The organism is Streptomyces sennicomposti (assembly GCF_019890635.1).
Classification (GTDB): Bacteria; Actinomycetota; Actinomycetes; order Streptomycetales; family Streptomycetaceae; genus Streptomyces; species Streptomyces sennicomposti.
Window position 1 is genome coordinate 157,186 of the sequence record NZ_JAIOAB010000005.1, and the last position, 17,133, is coordinate 174,318.

Here is a 17,133-nt window from a genome sequence, read left to right on the forward strand (position 1 = left end):
GGGGGAGACAGGAACATGCAGAGCCCGCTTTTCGCCCACAACGACGTCCAGACCCAGGAGCGCTGGAGCCTGCAGAACAAGCAGATGCTCCGCGTCGTCCTGGAGGGCCACGACGACATCCTGGCCCGCAAGGGCACCATGGTCGCCTACCAGGGCCTCGTCGAGTTCGACGCCGAGTACCAGAACACGAGCCAGGCCTACGCCCGCGCCCGCACCGGCGAGGGCCTGGACCTGATGCGCTGCCACGGGCAGGGCACGGTCTACCTGGCCAACCTCGCCCAGTACGTCCATGTGATGGACGTCGAGCAGGACGGTCTGACGGTGGACAGCAGCTACGTGCTGGCGATGGACTCCTCGCTGCACCACGAGGTCATCGCGGTCGACAGCACGTACGGCATCTCCGGCTCCGGGAAGTACCAGCTCAACATCACCGGCCGCGGCAAGGTCGCCCTGATGACCTCCGGCGCGCCGCTGCTGATGCAGGTGACGCCCGACAAGTACGTCAACTGCGACGCCGACGCCATCGTCGCCTGGTCCACCGGACTGCGGGTGCAGATGCAGGCCCAGACGCACTCCTCGGGAGTGTGGCGGCGGCGCGGCAACACCGGTGAGGGCTGGGAGCTGAGCTTCATGGGCAGCGGCTACGCCCTCGTACAGCCCAGCGAGCTGCTGCCGCCGCAGAACGCGGTGATCGGGCAGGGACTCGCCGCGCAGTTCGGCATGGGCCAGCAGGGGGCGCGGGGCCAGAACCAGGGCAACGCCTGGAGCTAGACCCAGCCTGACGCCCGACGGGCGGAGCAGGCAGACGTAAGGGGTGACCGCCCAGGCGGTCACCCCTTACACACGTCTACGCGTCAGAGCCTCGGCCCACGTCCGTGCGTCAGAGCCTCGCGCGGGTCGCCGTCAGCAGACGGACGACCGAGTCGTCGGCGACCTCCGCGACCGCGTCGTAGGCGAACCAGCGCAGGTCCAGGGACTCGTCGCTGATGGCCTCTACCGCGCCGGGCGGGGCGATCGCCGCGTACTGGACGTCCAGGTGCCAGGCGCACGGGGTGAGGTGGCGGTCCAGCCGGACCGGGCCGCCGGGCAGCAGGGTCAGCCCCTCGACGCCCGACTCCTCGGTCGCCTCGCGCAGGGCGGCGGCCGCCAGCGTCGGGTCGCCCGGTTCGCAGTGGCCGCCCATCTGGAGCCACATCCGCAGCTTCCGGTGCAGGGTCAGCAGCACCCGGCCGCGCTCGAGATCGACCACCAGGGCGCTCGCCGTGATGTGCCCGGCCCCGCAGGCCTTCCACAGGCCGTCCGCGTGGGCCGCGAGGTGGTCGAGGTAGGCGTCGCGCAGCTCCGGCTGGTTCTCGTACCCCTTGAGGACGAGGACCGCGTCGTCGTGGAGGCTCACTCGGCGCCGTCGCCCTTCCCGTCGTCGCCCTCGCCGTCGTCGCCCTTGCCGTCCTCGGCCGCGTCCTTCTTGTGCGGGTCAGGCTTGTGCAGGTCGGGCTTGGCGCCGGAGCCGCCGCTCGCCGCCTCGCCGAGCATCTTGTCCAGCTCGGAGAAGTCCAGCTGCTCGCGGTGCACGAAGCCGTCCGGGTCGTCCAGGTCGGCGGCGGTCGGCAGCATGTCCGGGTGGGCCCACAGGCCGTCGCGGCCGTCCACCCCGCGCGCGTCGGTGAGCGACGCCCACAGCCGGGAGGCGTCCCGCAGCCGGCGCGGGCGCAGCTCCAGACCGATCAGCGTGGCGAACGTCTGCTCGGCCGGACCGCCCGAGGCCCGGCGGCGGCGCAGCGTCTCGCGCAGCGCGTCGGCGGACGACAGACGCGGCTTGGCGGCGGCGTGCACCACCGCGTCCACCCAGCCCTCCACGAGCGCCAGAGCGGTCTCCAGGCGCGCCAGGGCGGCCTTCTGCTCCGGGGTGTCCTCCGGCTGGAACATGCCCTGCTGGAGGGCGTCCTGCAGCTGCTCGGGGTTCTGCGGGTCGAACTGGCCGACCACGTCCTCCAGCTTCGCCGTGTCGACCTTGATCCCGCGCGCGTAGCCGTCGACCGCGCCGAACAGGTGCGAGCGCAGCCACGGCACGTGCGCGAACAGGCGCTGGTGGGCCGCCTCGCGCAGGGCGAGGTACAGCCGCACCTCGTCCTGCGGGACGCCCAGGTCCTTGCCGAACTTCTCGATGTTCAGCGGCAGCAGCGCGGCCCGGCCGGCCTGGCCCAGCGGCAGGCCGATGTCGGTCGAGCCGACCACCTCGCCGGCCAGCACGCCGACGGCCTGGCCGATCTGCGTGCCGAACATGGCGCCGCCCATGGAGCGCATCATGCCGATCAGCGGGCCGGCCATGGCCTGCATCTCCTCGGGCAGCACATCGCCCATGGCGGTGCCCACCCGCTCGGCGACCGGGTCGACCAGCTCCTGCCAGGCCGGCAGCGTCGCCTCGACCCACTCCGCGCGGGACCAGGCCACCGCGGAGGCCGCGCCGGACGGCAGGGACGTCACGTCGTCCAGCCACAGGTCGGCCAGCCGGACGGCCTCCTGGACGGCGGCGCGCTCGGCGGGGCCCACGCTCGCGTCCTTGGCGCCGTCCGGCGTGCCCTGCGCGACCGTCTGGCGGGCGATCTGTTTGGCCATGTCCCAGTTCACCGGGCCGCCCTCGTAGGAGAGCATCTGGCCGAGCTGCTGGAACGCGGCGCCCAGGTCGGTGGGGTTCAGCGAGCCGAACATGGCTGCGAGCGGATTGTCGGCGCCGGGCCCGCCAAGGCCTCCGGCCCCGGGCAGCCCGAAACCGAACGGGTTGGCCGGTCCCTGCTCACCACCGCTCTGCTGGTCCTTCTTCTTGCCCTCGTCGCCGTCGTCCGGCTCCTCCGGCGGAAGGCCGAATCCGAATGGGGTGTCACTCACGGGGTTCCTCGGCTGGTAAGGCCACCGGCTTCTCCGGCGGCGCGGCTGCCCGACATCACCACCCAGCGTAGACACCGCGGGCGGATAGGGCCTCGGTGCTCCGCCGACACGGCGCCTGCGGCAGGATGGATGCCACCTGGTACGTACGCGTCATTCGCGCCCGTATGGAAGACAACCGCTGGAGACGCCCGGTGAGTTCCCCAGATCCACAGGTTCGCGCAGCGCGAAACCACGAGAGCACCCCCGCCGTGCGCGGGCCCGTCGTCGCGGTCACCGGAGCCGCGAGCGGCGTCGGCGCCCTGCTCACCGAGCGGCTGGCCGCCTCCGAGGAGATCCGGCAGGTCATCGCCATCGACGAGCGGCGCGGCGAGTGCGACGCGGCGCGCTGGCACATCCTGGACGTGCGCGACCCGGCCATCGCCGACAAGCTGCGCGGCGCCGACGTCGTGGTGCACCTGGCGCTCGACCTCGACCTGGAGACGGACGCCGCCGCCCGTACGGCGTACAACGTGCGGGGCACGCAGACCGTGCTGACCGCGGCCGCTGCGGCCGGGGTGCACCGGGTCGTGCTGTGCACCTCCGCGATGGTGTACGGCGCACTGCCGGACAACGAGCTGCCGCTGTCCGAGGACGCGGAGCTGCGGGCGACGGCGGAGGCGACCGGGGTGGGCGACCTGCTGGAGATCGAGCGGCTGGCGCGCCGCGCTCCGCGCGCGCATCCCGGGCTGAACGTCACCGTGGTGCGCCCCGCCGTGCTGGTCGGCGGCACCGACACCGCGCTGACCCGGTACTTCGAGTCGCCGCGGCTGCTGGTGGTGGCCGGGTCGCGGCCGGCGTGGCAGTTCTGCCACGTGGAGGACCTGTGCGGGGCGCTGGAGTACGCGGTGCTGGAGAAGGTCGACGGGGAGCTGGCCGTGGGGTGCGACGGGTGGCTGGAGCAGGAGGAGGTCGAGGAGCTGAGCGGGATCCGGCGGATGGAGCTGCCGTCGGCGGTCGCGCTCGGCGCGGCGGCCCGGCTGCACCGGATCGGGCTCACGCCGTCGCCTGCGGGGGACCTCGCGTACACGATGTACCCGTGGGTGGTCAGCGGGAGCCGCCTGCATGACGCGGGGTGGCGGCCCAAGTGGACCAATGAGGCGGTGCTGGCCGAGCTGCTGGAGGAGGTGTCCGGGCGGCACACCGTGGTCGGGCGGCGGCTGGGGCGCAAGGACGCGACGGCGGCGGGGGCCGCGGGAGCGACGGTCGCCCTGTTGGGCGCGGCGGCTGTCGTGCGGCGGGCCCGGAAGGCTCGGCGGCGGATCTGAGGGCGGGGGTGCCGGGGGCGTTTCTCGCCCCCGCCGCTCCTGCCCTCCCTCAAGCTCTCGGCTTCGCCCGAGCAGGGGACCCCAGCATCCCTGGTGACTGCCGCCCCCGGACCCCCGCTGTCGGCCTGAACGGCCTCGTCCCCGAGCGCCGGACGGGCCGGGTCCCTGTAGGACCTCACAAACGTGCACGCGTGCGTGCCGGGTGATGACGCTATTCCGGGGGGTCGGCGCGGTGCGGCACGATGGGGGTATGGCTCCGAGCAACGATCACCCCGGCGAGCACGCCGCCGACGATCCCATCAAGCTGATCGCCGTCCGGGACACCGCGCTCTCGCTGGACGAGGTGTTCAAGGCCGTCGGGGACGACGCCGCCGGCGGGACCGCGCTCTTCGTGGGGACCGTGCGCGACCACGACAACGGCGCCGACGTGGACGCCCTCGCGTACTCCTCCCATCCCAGCGCCGAGGCCGAGATGCGGCGGATCGCCGAGAAGGTCGCCGCCGAGTACCCGGTGCGCGCGCTGGCCGCCGTGCACCGCGTGGGGGACCTGCGGGTCGGGGACCTCGCCGTCGTCGTCGCCGTGTCCTGCCCGCACCGCGGGGAGGCCTTCGAGGCGTGCCGGAAGCTGATCGACGACCTCAAGCACGAGGTGCCGATCTGGAAGCACCAGCGGTTCTCCGACGGCACCGAGGAGTGGGTCGGCGCCTGCTAGGGCCTTCACCCTCATGACTCCGGCCCGCGGGCGGCCGGCCCGCTACCCGTGCGGGCCATCGACCGCGCGGTCCGGCTTGCGTAACCGCACCCCGGGCATGAGCGTTGTCAGAGCGGATGGTTAATCTGCTGATCAGTCAGTTGCGATCGGTCGATCGACGTTGGGAGGTCGGCATGGCGGCGCTCGCCTGGTTGCTGATTCCGCTGGTGGCGGCGATAGCCGCGGCCCTGTGGGGGAGCTGGGCCAACCGCACCCGCAGGATACGCAGCGACGGGCCCGAGCTGGACGGGTACGCCCGGTTCCGCGAGGCCATGGAGAGGTCCACGTCCGGCACCTGAGGCCGCTGCGCGGACGGCGGCCCTGACGGTGCGCGGACAGGTCCGTCACGTACTGTCGAGACATGCCACGCCGCACCGCGACGATGCTCGCCTCCACCCTGATGCTGATCGCGCTCCTGTGCGCGGGGGTCTTCCTCCCCGTGCCGTACTCGGAGATGTCCCCGGGACCGACGGTCAACACGCTCGGCGAGCACGGCGGCGAGCCGGTGCTGCAGATCTCCGGGCACCGGACGTATCCCACGGACGGGCACCTCAACATGACGACCGTCCGCGTCACCAGCGCCGACTACCGGATGAACCTGGCCGAGGCCGTCTACGGCTGGCTGGCGCACGACGACAAGATCGTCCCGCACGACACGCTCTACCCCGACGGCAAGACGGAGCAGCAGTCCACCCAGGAGAACGCCGAGGAGTTCAGCCAGTCCCAGGAGAGCGCCAAGGTGGCGGCGCTGAAGGAACTGGGCATCCCGGTGAAGTCGTGGGTGATCGTCTCCACCGTCGTCAAGGACAGTCCGGCCCAGGGCAATCTGCACGCCGGTGACGTCATCAAGGCCGTGGACGGCACCGCCGTCAAGCAGCCCGCGGACGTCGCCAAGCTGGTCACCGCGCACAAGCCGGGGCAGAAGGTCGTCTTCACCATCGTCCCCGCCAAGGACCAGGCCGCCGCCGCGAAGCAGAACAAGGACGCGACCGTCACCAAGGACGTCACCCTCACCACGGCCGAGTCCCACGACACCGGGGCCAGGCGGGCCGTCGTCGGCATCTCCGCCGGGACCGACCACACCTTCCCGTTCACGATCGACATCAAGCTCGCCGATGTCGGCGGCCCCAGCGCGGGTCTGATGTTCGCGCTCGGCATCTACGACAAGCTCACCCCGGGCAGCCTGACCGGCGGGAAGTTCGTGGCCGGCACCGGGACGATCGACGACGACGGCAAGGTCGGCCCGATCGGCGGCATCGAGATGAAGACGGTCGGCGCGCGCGACAAGGGCGCCCAGTACTTCCTCACGCCCGCCGACAACTGCGCCGCCGCGGCCTCGGACACCCCCTCCGGGCTCACCCTGGTCAAGGTGAAGACCATCGGCGACGCCCTCGGCGCCCTCAAGGACATCAGCGCGGGCAAGACCGCCGACCTGCCGAAGTGCACCAAGGGCTGAGCGCCCCGGCGCGCAGCGCCCTCCCGCGCCCCAAGGGGCGTACGCCCCCGGCGCCCGCGGGGACACGCGCCCCCGCGGACCCGGGCGCGGGCCTCACTCCTCGAACGTCGCCGCCAGCGCGTCCGCCAGCCCCGGCACCAGGGAGGAGCCGGTGAGGACCTCCGTGGGGGAGTCCTTCTCGCGCAGCCTGAGCGCCGACTCGCGGGCACCGTCGCGCAGGACCGCGACCGTCATGCGGACCTCCTGGCGCTCGGGGTGGGCGGCCACCCACTCGGCGAGCTTCGCCTCGTTCAGACCCTGCGGGACCTGCGCCTCCGCGGACGGCGGCAGCATCAGGCGCTCCACGGTCAGGGCGCAGCCGGCCACGGCGTCGGGCCAGGCGATGGTGGCGAGGAACTCGTCGAGCGGTTGGCCCGACGGGATCTCGTCCTGCTCGATGGGGGTGAGACCGGAGGTCTCCTGCTCGTCCTCCAGACCGAGCTGGGCCGCGAGGGCGGGTTCCTGGGTCCGCAGCCGCGCGGTGTCGACGAGGGCGAAGAGGCGAGCGGGCTGATCCCAGCCGAGGCCGGAGGCGTACTCGTCGATCTCGAGCACGGCCCGGGTGAGCGGGTTCGCCGCCATGGGGGTGTTGGACATGGTCACAATCCTGCCTCGTTACCGGCCGAAATCGGGAACCGAGTAAGCGGTGAGTAAGTTGCATAGGTGTGGGCCCGGGAACCCAGGGCGCACCGTGGGGTCCGCGAGCACGGGGGCCTGACGCGACCACAGTGACCAACAGCGAACTTTCGAGGTGCGCACCTTGGCTTTCCAGATGCCGGACCGCGGCGGGGGCCCCACGGGGCCGCGGATCAGAGTCGGCCGCCCGTCCCGGCGAGCTAGGACCCTGCTGATGACACTGGGCGTCCTGGCCGTCCTGGCCATGGCGTTCACGATGTTCGCCGGCTTCTGGACGGACTGGCTCTGGTACCGGTCGGTGCACTACTCGTCGGTCTTCACCACCACCCTGACGACCAAGATCGGGCTGTTCTTCGTCTTCGGGCTGCTGATGGCCGCGGCGGTCGGCTTCAACGTCTGGCTGGCCCACCGGCTGCGGCCGCCGCTGAGCGCCATGTCGCTGGAGCAGCAGAACCTCGACCGCTACCGGATGGGCATCGCGCCCTACCGGCGGTGGCTGCTGTGCGGGGTGACCGCCCTGGTGGGCCTGGTCGCGGGCGCCTCCGCCGCCGGCCAGTGGCGGACCTGGCTGATGTGGGTCAACGGCGTCCCGTTCCACAAGACGGACCCGCAGTTCCACCTCGACATCTCCTTCTACGCCTTCGACCTGCCCTGGTACCGGTTCCTGCTCGGCTTCGGCTTCGCCGCGGCGGTGCTGTCCCTGATCGCCGCCGCGCTGACCCACTACCTGTACGGCGGCCTGCGGGTCACCAGCCCCGGCCCGCGGGCCACGGCGGCGGCGACCGGACACCTGTCGGTGCTGCTCGGCGTGTTCGTCGCCCTCAAGGCCGTCGCCTACTGGCTCGACCGGTACGGCCTCGCGGTCAAGTCCAGCGACTTCAAGGCGACCGGCGACTGGACGGGCCTCAGGTACGTCGACGCCAACGCCTATCTGCCGGCCAAGACGATCCTGTTCTGCATCGCGGTGATCTGCGCGCTGCTGTTCTTCGCCACCCTGTGGCGGCGCACCTGGCAGCTGCCCGTCATCGGCTTCGGCCTGATGGTGCTCTCGGCGATCCTCATCGGCGGCCTGTACCCGGCGCTGGTCCAGAAGTTCGAGGTCCAGCCCAACGAGCAGGCCAAGGAGGCGCCGTACGTCGCGAAGAACATCAAGGCGACGCGCGCCGCGTACGGCATCGACGACACCCAGGTGACCGGCTACGACGGCAACAGCACGACGAAGGACAAGTCCTCGCTGCGCGACGACGTCGACGACGCGGCGAGCATCCGCATACTCGACCCCAACATCGTCTCGCCGACCTTCCAGCAGAACCAGCAGATCCGCGGCTACTACGCCTTCCCGAACAACCTGGACGTCGACCGGTACGCCGGCAAGGACGGCAAGGTCCAGGACACGGTCGTCGGCCTGCGCGAACTGAACCTGGACGGCGTCAAGAAGAACTGGATCAACACCCACTTCCGGTACACCCACGGCTACGGCATGGTCGCCGCCAAGGGCACCGAGACCAGCAACGGCGAGCCGGTCTTCACCGAGAAGAACGTCCCCTCCACCGGCGACCTCGGCACCTACGAACCGCGGGTCTACTACGGCGAGAAGACCACCACCTACTCGATCGTCGGCGGCCCCCAGAAGGAGATCGACTACCCGGCAGGCGACGGCGAGGCGACCACCACCTACCAGGGCAAGAGCGGCGTCAGCCTGTCCAGCACGCTCAACCGGGCGGCGTACGCGGTGGCGTTCGGCGAGCCGCAGATCCTCTACTCCGGCGCCATCGGCGACGGTTCGCGGATCCTGTACAACCGCACGCCCAAGGAGCGCGTCGAGGCGGTCGCGCCCTGGCTGACCATCGACGGCGACGCCTATCCCGCGGTGGTGGACCACCGCATCCAGTGGATCGTCGACGCCTACACGACGACGAACGGCTACCCGTACGCCTCCCGTACGACCCTCGGCGACACCACGGCGGACTCGCTGACCTACAACAACGACCAGCGCGCGGTGGTGGCCCAGCAGAACCGGGTCAACTACATCCGCAACTCGGTCAAGGCGACGGTCGACGCCTACACCGGCGAGGTCAAGCTGTACCAGTGGGACACCGAGGACCCGGTCCTGAAGACCTGGATGAAGGCGTTCCCCGACACGGTCAAGCCCAAGACAGCCATCTCCGGCGATCTGATGGCCCATCTGCGCTACCCGCAGGACCTGTTCAAGGTGCAGCGCGAGCTGCTCACCCGCTACCACGTGACGGACGCGCAGACCTTCCTCAGCGGCAGCGAGGTGTGGCGTGTGCCGGTCGACCCGACCAACAAGTCGGGCAACTCGGTGCCGCCGTACTACCTGACGATGAAGATGCCCGACCAGCAGGCACAGGCGTTCTCGCTGACGACGACCTTCACGCCGAACGGGCGCGAGGCGCTGAGCGCGTTCATGGCGGTGGACTCCCAGGCGGGCACCCCCGACTACGGCAAGATCAGAATCCTGAAGCTGCCGGCGAGCACGACGGTCGGCGGCCCCAAACAGGTGCAGAGCCAGTTCAACTCCAACTCGCAGCAGAACATCGCCGAGTTCGTCCGGCTCATCAGAGGCGGCGACTCGGAGATCGAGTACGGCAACCTGCTGACGATCCCGCTCGACGGGGGCCTGCTCTACGTCGAACCGGTCTATGTGCGCGGCGGGCAGCTCAAGTACCCGCTGATGCGCAAGGTCCTGGTGAGCTTCGGCGGCACCACCGCGTTCGAGAACACGCTCGGCGAGGCCCTCGACAAGATCTTCGGGACCTCGGGGACGGAGAACCCGCCGCCGGGCACCGGCACGGAGAATCCGCCCGGTACGGCCAGCCCGACGGTCGAACAGGCCCTCAAGGACGCCCAGAAGGCCTTCGACGACGGCCAGAAGGCGCTGAAGGTGCCCGACTTCAAGGCCTATGACGAGGCCCAGAAGAGGCTCCAGGCGGCCCTCCAGCGCGCCGAGAAGGCGCAGGCCGAGGCGGACAAGGCGGCCGGCTCGAGCGCCAAGAACGGCGACAAGGGCGGCGCGAAGAGCGGCAGCGGGAGCGGCGCGAGCAGCGCTGCCGAGGGCGGCGACAAGAGCGGTGACAAGAGCGGCGGTTGATCGCCGTGGACGGTCACGAGGCCCGGGTCCGGTGCGGACCCGGGCCTTCCGTTCGTGGGCGAACGGATGTGCCGACGTGCAGGACCGCCGCGCCGCCGTGGGGAGTTGGGCCATCTGTGTTTGACTTGTCTCTCTGTGGGCATGTCGACAAAACGCTGAAGTGACCTCACTGGCTGCGGTATACCAGGTGTACCCGGGTTGCGGGTGGTGCGACGATGGACGTTATGGGGGACAAGGTAACTCTGTTCGATTCAGGGCGATTTGCGCAGACCGGTGATCCGGCGGAGATCGTGGACGGCGCCCGGGACGAGACGGGCGCCGCCGCCGACGAGGTCGCCGAGCTGGCGCGCCGCCGGCTCGCCGCCGAAGCGGGCGACGCCGAGGCCATGAGCGTCCTCGGCGCCATGCTGCTGCGCCGGGGCGACCTCGACGGAGCCGAACCCCATCTGCGGGCCGCCACCGCGGCCGGCGACCGCGCCGCCGCCAACAACCTGGGCGTCCTGCTCCAGCAGCGCGGCTACCCGGACGAGGCGGCCGGCTGGTGGCGGATCGCCGCCGTCGCCGGCTCCGCTCCGGCCGCGCACGCGCTCGGCCGGCACCACCGCGAGCGCGGCGACGAACCCGCCGCCGAGTACTGGCTGCGCCAGTCCGCCGAACAGGGGCACGTGCTCGGCGCCTACGCGCTCGCCGATCTGCTGGAACACCGCGCCGACGCCGACGCCGAGCGCTGGATGCGGATCGCCGCCGAGCACGGCCACCGCGAGGCGGCGTACCGGCTGGCCCGGACACTGGACCGGCGGGCCGCCGAGACCGCGGCGGACGCCGACGCCGCCGAACTGCGCACCGAGGCCGAGCAGTGGTACCGGCAGGCCGCCGCCCGCGGCCACCGGCGCGCCGCGCTGCACCTCGGCGCGATCCTGGAGGGCCGCGGCGAGCTGAAGGAGGCCGGCCGCTGGTACCTGACCTCCGCCAAGGACGGCGAGCCGCGGGCCGCCTGCGCGCTCGGCTTCCTGCTGCGCGACGCCGGGGACACCGAGAGCGCCGCCGTGTGGTGGCTGCGCGCCGCCCAGGACGGCGACGGCAACGCCGCCAACGCGCTCGGCGCGCTGCACGCCGAGCGCGGCGAGACCCAGACCGCCGAGCGCTGGTACCGGGCCGCGATGGACGCCGGCGACGTGAACGGCGCCTACAACCTCGCCCTGCTCTGCGCCGAGCAGGGCCGGACCTCCCAGGCCGAGCAGTGGTACCGGCGCGCCGCCTACGCCGGCCACCGCGAGGCCGCCAACGCGCTCGCCGTCCTGCTGCTCCAGGTCGGCGACACCGCCGGGGCCGAGCCGTGGTTCTCCAAGGCGGCCGAGGCCGGCAGCGTGGACGCCGCGTTCAACCTGGGGATCCTCTACGCGGGCCGGGACATGACCGCCGAGGCGCTGCGCTGGTACGAGCGGGCCGCCGCCGCCGGGCACACCGAGGCGGCGCTCCAGGTGGGCATCGCCCGGCTGCGCGCCGGGGACGAGCAGGAGGCCGAACGGCATCTGCGCTGCGCGGCCGGCGGGGGCAGCGCGGAGGCCGCGTACCGGCTGGCGACCGTGCTCGACGCCCGCCGCCCGCCCGCGCCCGCGCACGAACTCGGCGAGTCGGCGGTCCACGAGAAGACCGAGTGCGAGGAGTGGTACGAGCGGGCGGCGACCCAGGGGCACCGGCGCGCGCAGGTGCGGGTCGGGATGCTCGCCGCGGCCCGCGGGGACGTGGTCGAGGCGGCGCGGTGGTACCGCACCGCGGCGGAGGCCGGCTCCCGCAACGGCGCCTTCAACCTGGGGCTGCTGCTCGCCCGGGAGGGCAGCGAGCCGGAGGCGGTCGTGTGGTGGACCCGGGCCGCCGAGGCCGGGCACGGCCGCGCGGCGCTGCGCCTCGCCCTCGTCCACGCCCGTCGGGGCGAACTCACCGAGGGCCAGCGCTGGGCCGACCGCGCCGCGGCCCTCGGCCCCCGCGAGGTGGCCCAACGGGCGACCCGCCTCCGGGACGCCCTGCGCGAGGAACTGTCGGCGTAGCGCCGGCCTCCCGGGCCGGGGACGGCCGCCCTTCCATCGGCCCGTGCCGGGCCGGGGGCCATCCCCCTTCCCGGCCCGCGCGGCGGCGGACCTGTCGGCGCTTGCGGGGCGGAGGTGCCGGCTCCCGCGAGGCGGGGTTGCCGGTGCTCGCGGAAGCGATTTGCTTCAGGGGGCGTGCAGCACGTAGTGTTCAGTTCATCGACGCGGGGTGGAGCAGCTCGGTAGCTCGCTGGGCTCATAACCCAGAGGTCGCAGGTTCAAATCCTGTCCCCGCTACTGAAGGCCGAGGGCCGGAATCCGATCAGGATTCCGGCCCTCGGTGTTTGCGCGTCCGGGGGGACGCGTTCGCGGGTGCGCAGCACAAAGCCCCGGCACGCACGGTGCCGGGGCTTCTCGCCGTCGTCAGGCCGACGCGCAGTTCGGGCAGATGCCGCGGTATGTCACCTCGACGTCCGAGACCGTGAAGCCGAAGCGCTCGGAGTCCGGCAGATCCGCCAGCGGGTTGCCGCTCGGGTGCACGTCCTTGATCGCGCCGCAGCGGGCGCACACCAGGTGGTGGTGCGGCCGGTGGGCGTTCGGGTCGTACCGCTTGGCGCGCTTGTCGGTGCTGACCTCCAGCACCTCGCCCAGCGTGACCAGCTCGCCGAGCGTGTTGTACACGGTCGCGCGGGAGATCTCGGGCAGCTTCGCCACGGCGCGCGCATGGACCTCGTCGGCCGTCAGGTGCACGTGCTCGCCGTCCAGGACCTCGGCCACGACGCGACGCTGCGCGGTCATCCGCCATCCGCGTCCGCGCAGCCGTTCCAGAAGGTCGCTCATACCCACCAGCCTAACAGCAAGGGGAACAGATCCCGAACGAGTGTGACTTTGGAGCCTTACTTGACTTAGACATTGTCCATTGTAGGATCGAGCATGGCTTTGGCCAAGCGACAGGATCAGACGAAAGTGCAAGCAGGAGGCGACGTGACCCAGGGACCGCTCACGACGGAGGCCGGCGCTCCGGTCGCCGACAACCAGAACAGCGAGACCGCGGGCGCCGGCGGCCCTGTTCTCGTCCAGGACCAGCTCCTGCTGGAGAAGCTCGCCCACTTCAACCGCGAGCGCATCCCGGAGCGCGTGGTGCACGCCCGCGGCGCCGGCGCCTACGGCACCTTCACGGTCACGGCGGACGTCACCCGGTACACGCGGGCCGCGTTCCTCTCCGAGGTCGGCAAGCAGACGGAGACCTTCCTCCGCTTCTCCACCGTGGCCGGCAACCTCGGCGCCGCGGACGCCGTCCGCGACCCGCGCGGCTTCGCGCTGAAGTTCTACACCGAGGACGGCAACTACGACCTCGTCGGCAACAACACCCCGGTGTTCTTCATCAAGGACGCCATCAAGTTCCCCGACTTCATCCACACCCAGAAGCGCGACCCGTACACCGGTTCGCAGGAGCCGGACAACGTCTGGGACTTCTGGAGCCTGTCGCCCGAGTCCACGCACCAGGTGACCTGGCTGTTCGGCGACCGCGGCATCCCGGCGTCGTACCGCCACATGGACGGCTTCGGCTCGCACACCTACCAGTGGAACAACGAGGCCGGCGAGGTCTTCTGGGTCAAGTACCACTTCAAGACCGACCAGGGCATCAAGTGCCTGACCGCCGAGGAGGCGGACGTCCTCGCGGGCAAGGACCCCGACTCGCACCAGCGCGACCTGCGCGAGGCGATCGAGCGCGGCGACTTCCCGTCCTGGACCGTCGGCGTGCAGATCATGCCCGCCGCCGAGGCCGCGACCTACCGGTTCAACCCGTTCGACCTGACCAAGGTGTGGCCGCACGCGGACTACCCGGTCATCGAGATCGGCAAGCTGGAGCTGAACCGCAACCCGGAGAACGTCTTCGCCGAGGTCGAGCAGTCGATCTTCTCCCCGGCGCACTTCGTGCCCGGCATCGGCCCGTCCCCCGACAAGATGCTCCAGGGCCGCCTCTTCGCCTACGGCGACGCGCACCGCTACCGCGTCGGCATCAACGCCGACCACCTGCCGGTGAACCGCCCGCACGCCACCGAGGCGCGCACCAACTCCCGTGACGGCTACCTCTACGACGGCCGCCACAAGGGCGCGAAGAACTACGAGCCGAACAGCTTCGGCGGCCCCGCCCAGACCGGCCGGCCGCTGTGGCAGCCGGTCCCCGTCTCCGGCGTCACCGGCGACCACGAGGCGCCGGTGCACGCCGAGGACAACGACTTCGTCCAGGCCGGCAACCTCTACCGGCTGATGACGGAGGCGGAGAAGGACCGCCTGATCGGCAACCTGGCGGGCGCCATCTCCCAGGTCTCGCGCGAGGACATCGTCGACCGGGCGATCAACAACTTCCGCCAGGCGGACGACGACTTCGGCAAGCGGCTGGAAGCCGCGGTCCAGGCCCTGCGCGGCTGATTCCAGCGACTGGACCGCTTGTCGTGGGCAGTGGGCCGGGTCCCTCCGGGGGCCCGGCCCGTTGTCGTACGCGGCGGTCGGCGTCGTACGCGCCCTCGGCGCCCCGTACCGGCGCCGTTCTCGCGGCCCCGTGTCAGAGCGCCGACGCCGGCTGCCGCGTCGGCGCCCAGCAGCGGATGATGTCGCGGACCGAGACGACGCCCGTCGGCTCGCCGTCCTCCAGGACGATCAGATGGCGGAAGCCGCCGTGCGCCATGGCGCGGGCCGCCTCCTCCAGCGTCCAGGACGGGGCCGCGAAGACGACGTCGGTGGTGGTGTGGGCGTGGGCGTGCTCCCTGTCCGGGTTCTGGCCCAGGCCGACGGAGTTGAGGATGTCCCGTTCGGTGAGGATGCCGATGCCGCCGGCGTCGGGATCGTGCACCACGGCCGCGCCGACGCGGCGCGCGGACATCAGGGCGGCTGCCTGCCGCAGGGTGTGGGCGGGGCCGATGGTGAGGACCACCGTGCTCATGGCGTCGCGGACGAGCATGGGATGGAGCCACCTCCTCCTGGAATCCCCTTAGTGCAAGGATTCACAAGTTCACAAGTGGGGGGACTCTCAGAGTGGCAGGCAGAGCAAGGGTCAACAAGAGGGCGCACGCAGCCTGACCGGGGGCGTGCGCGGGCGTCCCTCGTGCCTCAGTGACGCCGGTTGAGATACCCCAGCATCTCGTCGTGCAGGATCCCGTTCGACGCGGCGGCGTTCCCGCTGTGCGGGCCGGGGCGGCCGTCCAGACCGGTGAACGTGCCGCCGGCCTCCGTCACGACGATCGCGTTCGCGGCCATGTCCCACAGCGACAGCTCGGGCTCGGCGCAGAAGTCGACCGAGCCCTCGGCCACCATCATGTAGGGCCAGAAGTCGCCGTAGGCCCGGGTGCGCCAGACCTCGCGGGTCAGGTCCAGGAAGCCGTCCAGCCGGCCCTGCTCCTCCCAGCCGCTGAGCGAGGAGTACGCGAAGGACGCGTCCGCCAGCTTCGCCACCTTCGAGACCTGGAGCCGGGACGCCTGGGACAGGCTGCGGCCGGAGAAGGCGCCGTGCCCCTTCGCGGCCCACCAGCGGCGGCCCAGCGCGGGCGCGGAGACGACGCCGACGACGGGCTGGTAGCCGCCCTCGCCGGCCTCCGTCAGCGAGATCAGCGTGGCCCACACGGGGACGCCGCGCACATAGTTCTTGGTGCCGTCGATCGGGTCGATCACCCAGCGGCGCGGGCCGGTGCCCTCGACGCCGTACTCCTCGCCGAGGACCGCGTCGCGCGGGCGGGCGCGCTGGAGCTGACTGCGGATCAGTTCCTCCGCGGCCTTGTCCGCTTCGCTGACCGGAGTCATGTCCGGCTTCGTCTCGACCTTGAGGTCGAGGGCCTTGAACCGGTCCATGGTGGCGGCGTCGGCGGCGTCCGCGAGGACGTGGGCCAGACGCAGGTCATCGAGGTAGTCGGGCATGGGGGAACGGTATCGGCCCGGCCCTGCGCGGGGCCACCAGGGGCGGGGCGTGCGGCGCCGGGTCCACGCGGTGGGACCAGTGCGCGGGCGGTCCGCGCCACGGCCGGGGCGCGCGGCGCGGGCCGCGCGCGAGCCGGGCGCGCTCCGCGCGGGGTGCGCCGGGAACCCTTGACAGTGCCCGGGGCCGCCTCAAATCTGGGGGCGGAGCCGCTCGGTCCGGGGAGGCGACGATGCCTGCAGCGCGGGATTCCCTGCTGGACGCCGCGTACATGGCGCTGGCGCGCCTGCCGTGGCCGGCTGTGCGGATGGTGGACGTGGCCGCGGCGGCCGGGGTCTCCCGGCAGACCCTCTACAACGAGTTCGGCAGCAAGGACGGGCTCGCCCGGGCGCTGGTGCGCAGGGAGGCGGCCGGCTTCCTCGCCGGGATTGACCGCGCGCTCGCCCCTCCGCCCGCCGACCCGTACGAGCGGCTGACCGCCGCCGCCGAGTGGACCGCCTCGGCCGCGCAGGGGAACGCGCTGGTCAAGGCCCTGCTCACCGGCTGCTGGAGCGACCGGCTGCCCCCGCCGCCGCGCACGCTCGCACCGGCCGCGGCGCCCATGCCGCCGTACGACCCGCTGTTCGATCCGCCGCTCGCGCCGGCCGCCGCGCCCGCACCCGTACCGCCGTTCGCGCCCCCGCCCGCGCCCGCGCCCGCGTCCCCGTCGCCGCGTACGCCGCCCCCGTCCCTGCGCGCTGTGCCGCCGCAGCGCCGGGCGGACGGTCCGGTGCTGTCACCCGGCGGTCTCCTCGCGGCGGTCCGCGACCGTGCCGTGGCCGCCGTGTCCGCTCCGGGGGCGGCGGGCGCCGTTCCGGCCGATGTGTGCGAACTGGTGTTCCGTCTCGCGCTGTCCTGTGTGGCGGCCCCGCCGGACGAGGGCGGGATCGCCGAACTGGTGCGCGGCGCACTGCACCACCGGCGCACGGCCTGACCCGCGCGCCACGAGGCTCCCCGCATCCGAAGGAGG

At 72.2% G+C, this 17,133-nt stretch carries 15 protein-coding genes and 1 tRNA gene; 10 read left to right on the forward strand and 6 right to left on the reverse strand.

Features of this window, described 5'->3' with window-relative positions; all coding sequences use genetic code 11:
• Window positions 1-15 precede the first annotated feature (15 nt).
• Window positions 16-771 carry an AIM24 family protein gene (locus tag K7787_RS05030; protein ID WP_009190522.1) on the forward strand — a complete coding sequence of 252 codons (756 nt, stop codon included), beginning with the start codon at window positions 16-18 and terminating at the stop codon, window positions 769-771.
• Window positions 772-880: 109 nt separating this feature from the next.
• Here the strand turns inward: K7787_RS05030 and K7787_RS05035 are convergent, their stop codons facing one another.
• Complete coding sequence (locus K7787_RS05035; RefSeq protein WP_223000609.1) at window positions 881-1,396, reverse strand: NUDIX hydrolase; 516 nt, start codon at window positions 1,394-1,396, stop codon at window positions 881-883.
• A complete protein-coding gene (locus K7787_RS05040; RefSeq protein ID WP_223000610.1) occupies window positions 1,393-2,886 on the reverse strand; it encodes a zinc-dependent metalloprotease in 1,494 nt (497 codons plus the stop codon). Before K7787_RS05040 ends, K7787_RS05035 begins: the two co-directional genes overlap by 4 nt.
• A 191-nt stretch (window positions 2,887-3,077) precedes the next feature.
• Between K7787_RS05040 and K7787_RS05045 the strand changes: the two genes are divergently transcribed.
• The 4 genes from K7787_RS05045 (at window position 3,078) to K7787_RS05060 (ending at window position 6,397) form a co-directional block, all read left to right on the forward strand.
• On the forward strand, window positions 3,078-4,190 hold the full coding sequence (locus K7787_RS05045) for an SDR family oxidoreductase (RefSeq protein ID WP_009190525.1): 1,113 nt from the start codon (window positions 3,078-3,080) through the stop codon (window positions 4,188-4,190).
• A 250-nt stretch (window positions 4,191-4,440) separates the two neighbouring features.
• Window positions 4,441-4,902 carry a molybdenum cofactor biosynthesis protein MoaE gene (locus tag K7787_RS05050; RefSeq protein ID WP_223000611.1) on the forward strand — a complete coding sequence of 154 codons (462 nt, stop codon included), beginning with the start codon at window positions 4,441-4,443 and terminating at the stop codon, window positions 4,900-4,902.
• 173 nt (window positions 4,903-5,075) lie between these two features.
• On the forward strand, window positions 5,076-5,240 hold the full coding sequence (locus tag K7787_RS05055; protein WP_223000612.1) for a hypothetical protein: 165 nt from the start codon (window positions 5,076-5,078) through the stop codon (window positions 5,238-5,240).
• 62 nt (window positions 5,241-5,302) lie between these two features.
• A complete protein-coding gene (locus K7787_RS05060; protein WP_169437768.1) occupies window positions 5,303-6,397 on the forward strand; it encodes a YlbL family protein in 1,095 nt (364 codons plus the stop codon).
• Between the two features lie 93 nt (window positions 6,398-6,490).
• Here K7787_RS05060 and K7787_RS05065 read toward each other — a convergent pair whose 3' ends face one another.
• On the reverse strand, window positions 6,491-7,033 hold the full coding sequence (locus K7787_RS05065; protein ID WP_043261277.1) for a PPA1309 family protein: 543 nt from the start codon (window positions 7,031-7,033) through the stop codon (window positions 6,491-6,493).
• 175 nt (window positions 7,034-7,208) lie between these two features.
• On the opposite strand from K7787_RS05065, the gene K7787_RS05070 reads away from it, so the two are divergent.
• The 3 genes from K7787_RS05070 to K7787_RS05080 all read left to right on the forward strand — a co-directional run bounded on the left by K7787_RS05070 (window position 7,209) and on the right by K7787_RS05080 (window position 12,508).
• On the forward strand, window positions 7,209-10,184 hold the full coding sequence (locus K7787_RS05070; RefSeq protein WP_223000640.1) for a UPF0182 family membrane protein: 2,976 nt from the start codon (window positions 7,209-7,211) through the stop codon (window positions 10,182-10,184).
• Between the two features lie 215 nt (window positions 10,185-10,399).
• Window positions 10,400-12,232: a tetratricopeptide repeat protein gene (locus K7787_RS05075; RefSeq protein ID WP_199293657.1), complete on the forward strand. Its 1,833-nt coding sequence runs from the start codon at window positions 10,400-10,402 to the stop codon at window positions 12,230-12,232.
• Between the two features lie 202 nt (window positions 12,233-12,434).
• Window positions 12,435-12,508: transfer RNA gene (locus K7787_RS05080), tRNA-Met, on the forward strand.
• Window positions 12,509-12,634: 126 nt separating this feature from the next.
• On the opposite strand, the gene K7787_RS05085 is transcribed toward K7787_RS05080, so the two are convergent.
• The gene (locus tag K7787_RS05085) at window positions 12,635-13,051 is read right to left on the reverse strand and encodes a Fur family transcriptional regulator (RefSeq protein ID WP_169437767.1); all 417 of its coding nucleotides are present in this window, start codon (window positions 13,049-13,051) and stop codon (window positions 12,635-12,637) included.
• A 144-nt stretch (window positions 13,052-13,195) separates the two neighbouring features.
• Here K7787_RS05085 and K7787_RS05090 point away from each other — a divergent pair, with 144 nt between their 5' ends.
• Window positions 13,196-14,647, forward strand: coding sequence for a catalase (locus K7787_RS05090; RefSeq protein WP_223000613.1), 1,452 nt, complete (start codon window positions 13,196-13,198; stop codon window positions 14,645-14,647).
• Between the two features lie 133 nt (window positions 14,648-14,780).
• Here K7787_RS05090 and K7787_RS05095 read toward each other — a convergent pair whose 3' ends face one another.
• Together K7787_RS05095 and hisN are read right to left on the reverse strand one after the other, a co-directional pair.
• Complete coding sequence (locus K7787_RS05095) at window positions 14,781-15,176, reverse strand: CBS domain-containing protein (protein ID WP_019980377.1); 396 nt, start codon at window positions 15,174-15,176, stop codon at window positions 14,781-14,783.
• A gap of 149 nt (window positions 15,177-15,325) precedes the next feature.
• Entirely contained in the window at window positions 15,326-16,126 is an 801-nt protein-coding gene (hisN, locus tag K7787_RS05100; protein ID WP_223000614.1) for a histidinol-phosphatase, read from the reverse strand.
• Between the two features lie 230 nt (window positions 16,127-16,356).
• On the opposite strand from hisN, the gene K7787_RS05105 reads away from it, so the two are divergent.
• Window positions 16,357-17,097 carry a TetR/AcrR family transcriptional regulator gene (locus K7787_RS05105; RefSeq protein WP_223000615.1) on the forward strand — a complete coding sequence of 247 codons (741 nt, stop codon included), beginning with the start codon at window positions 16,357-16,359 and terminating at the stop codon, window positions 17,095-17,097.
• Window positions 17,098-17,133: the final 36 nt, after the last annotated feature.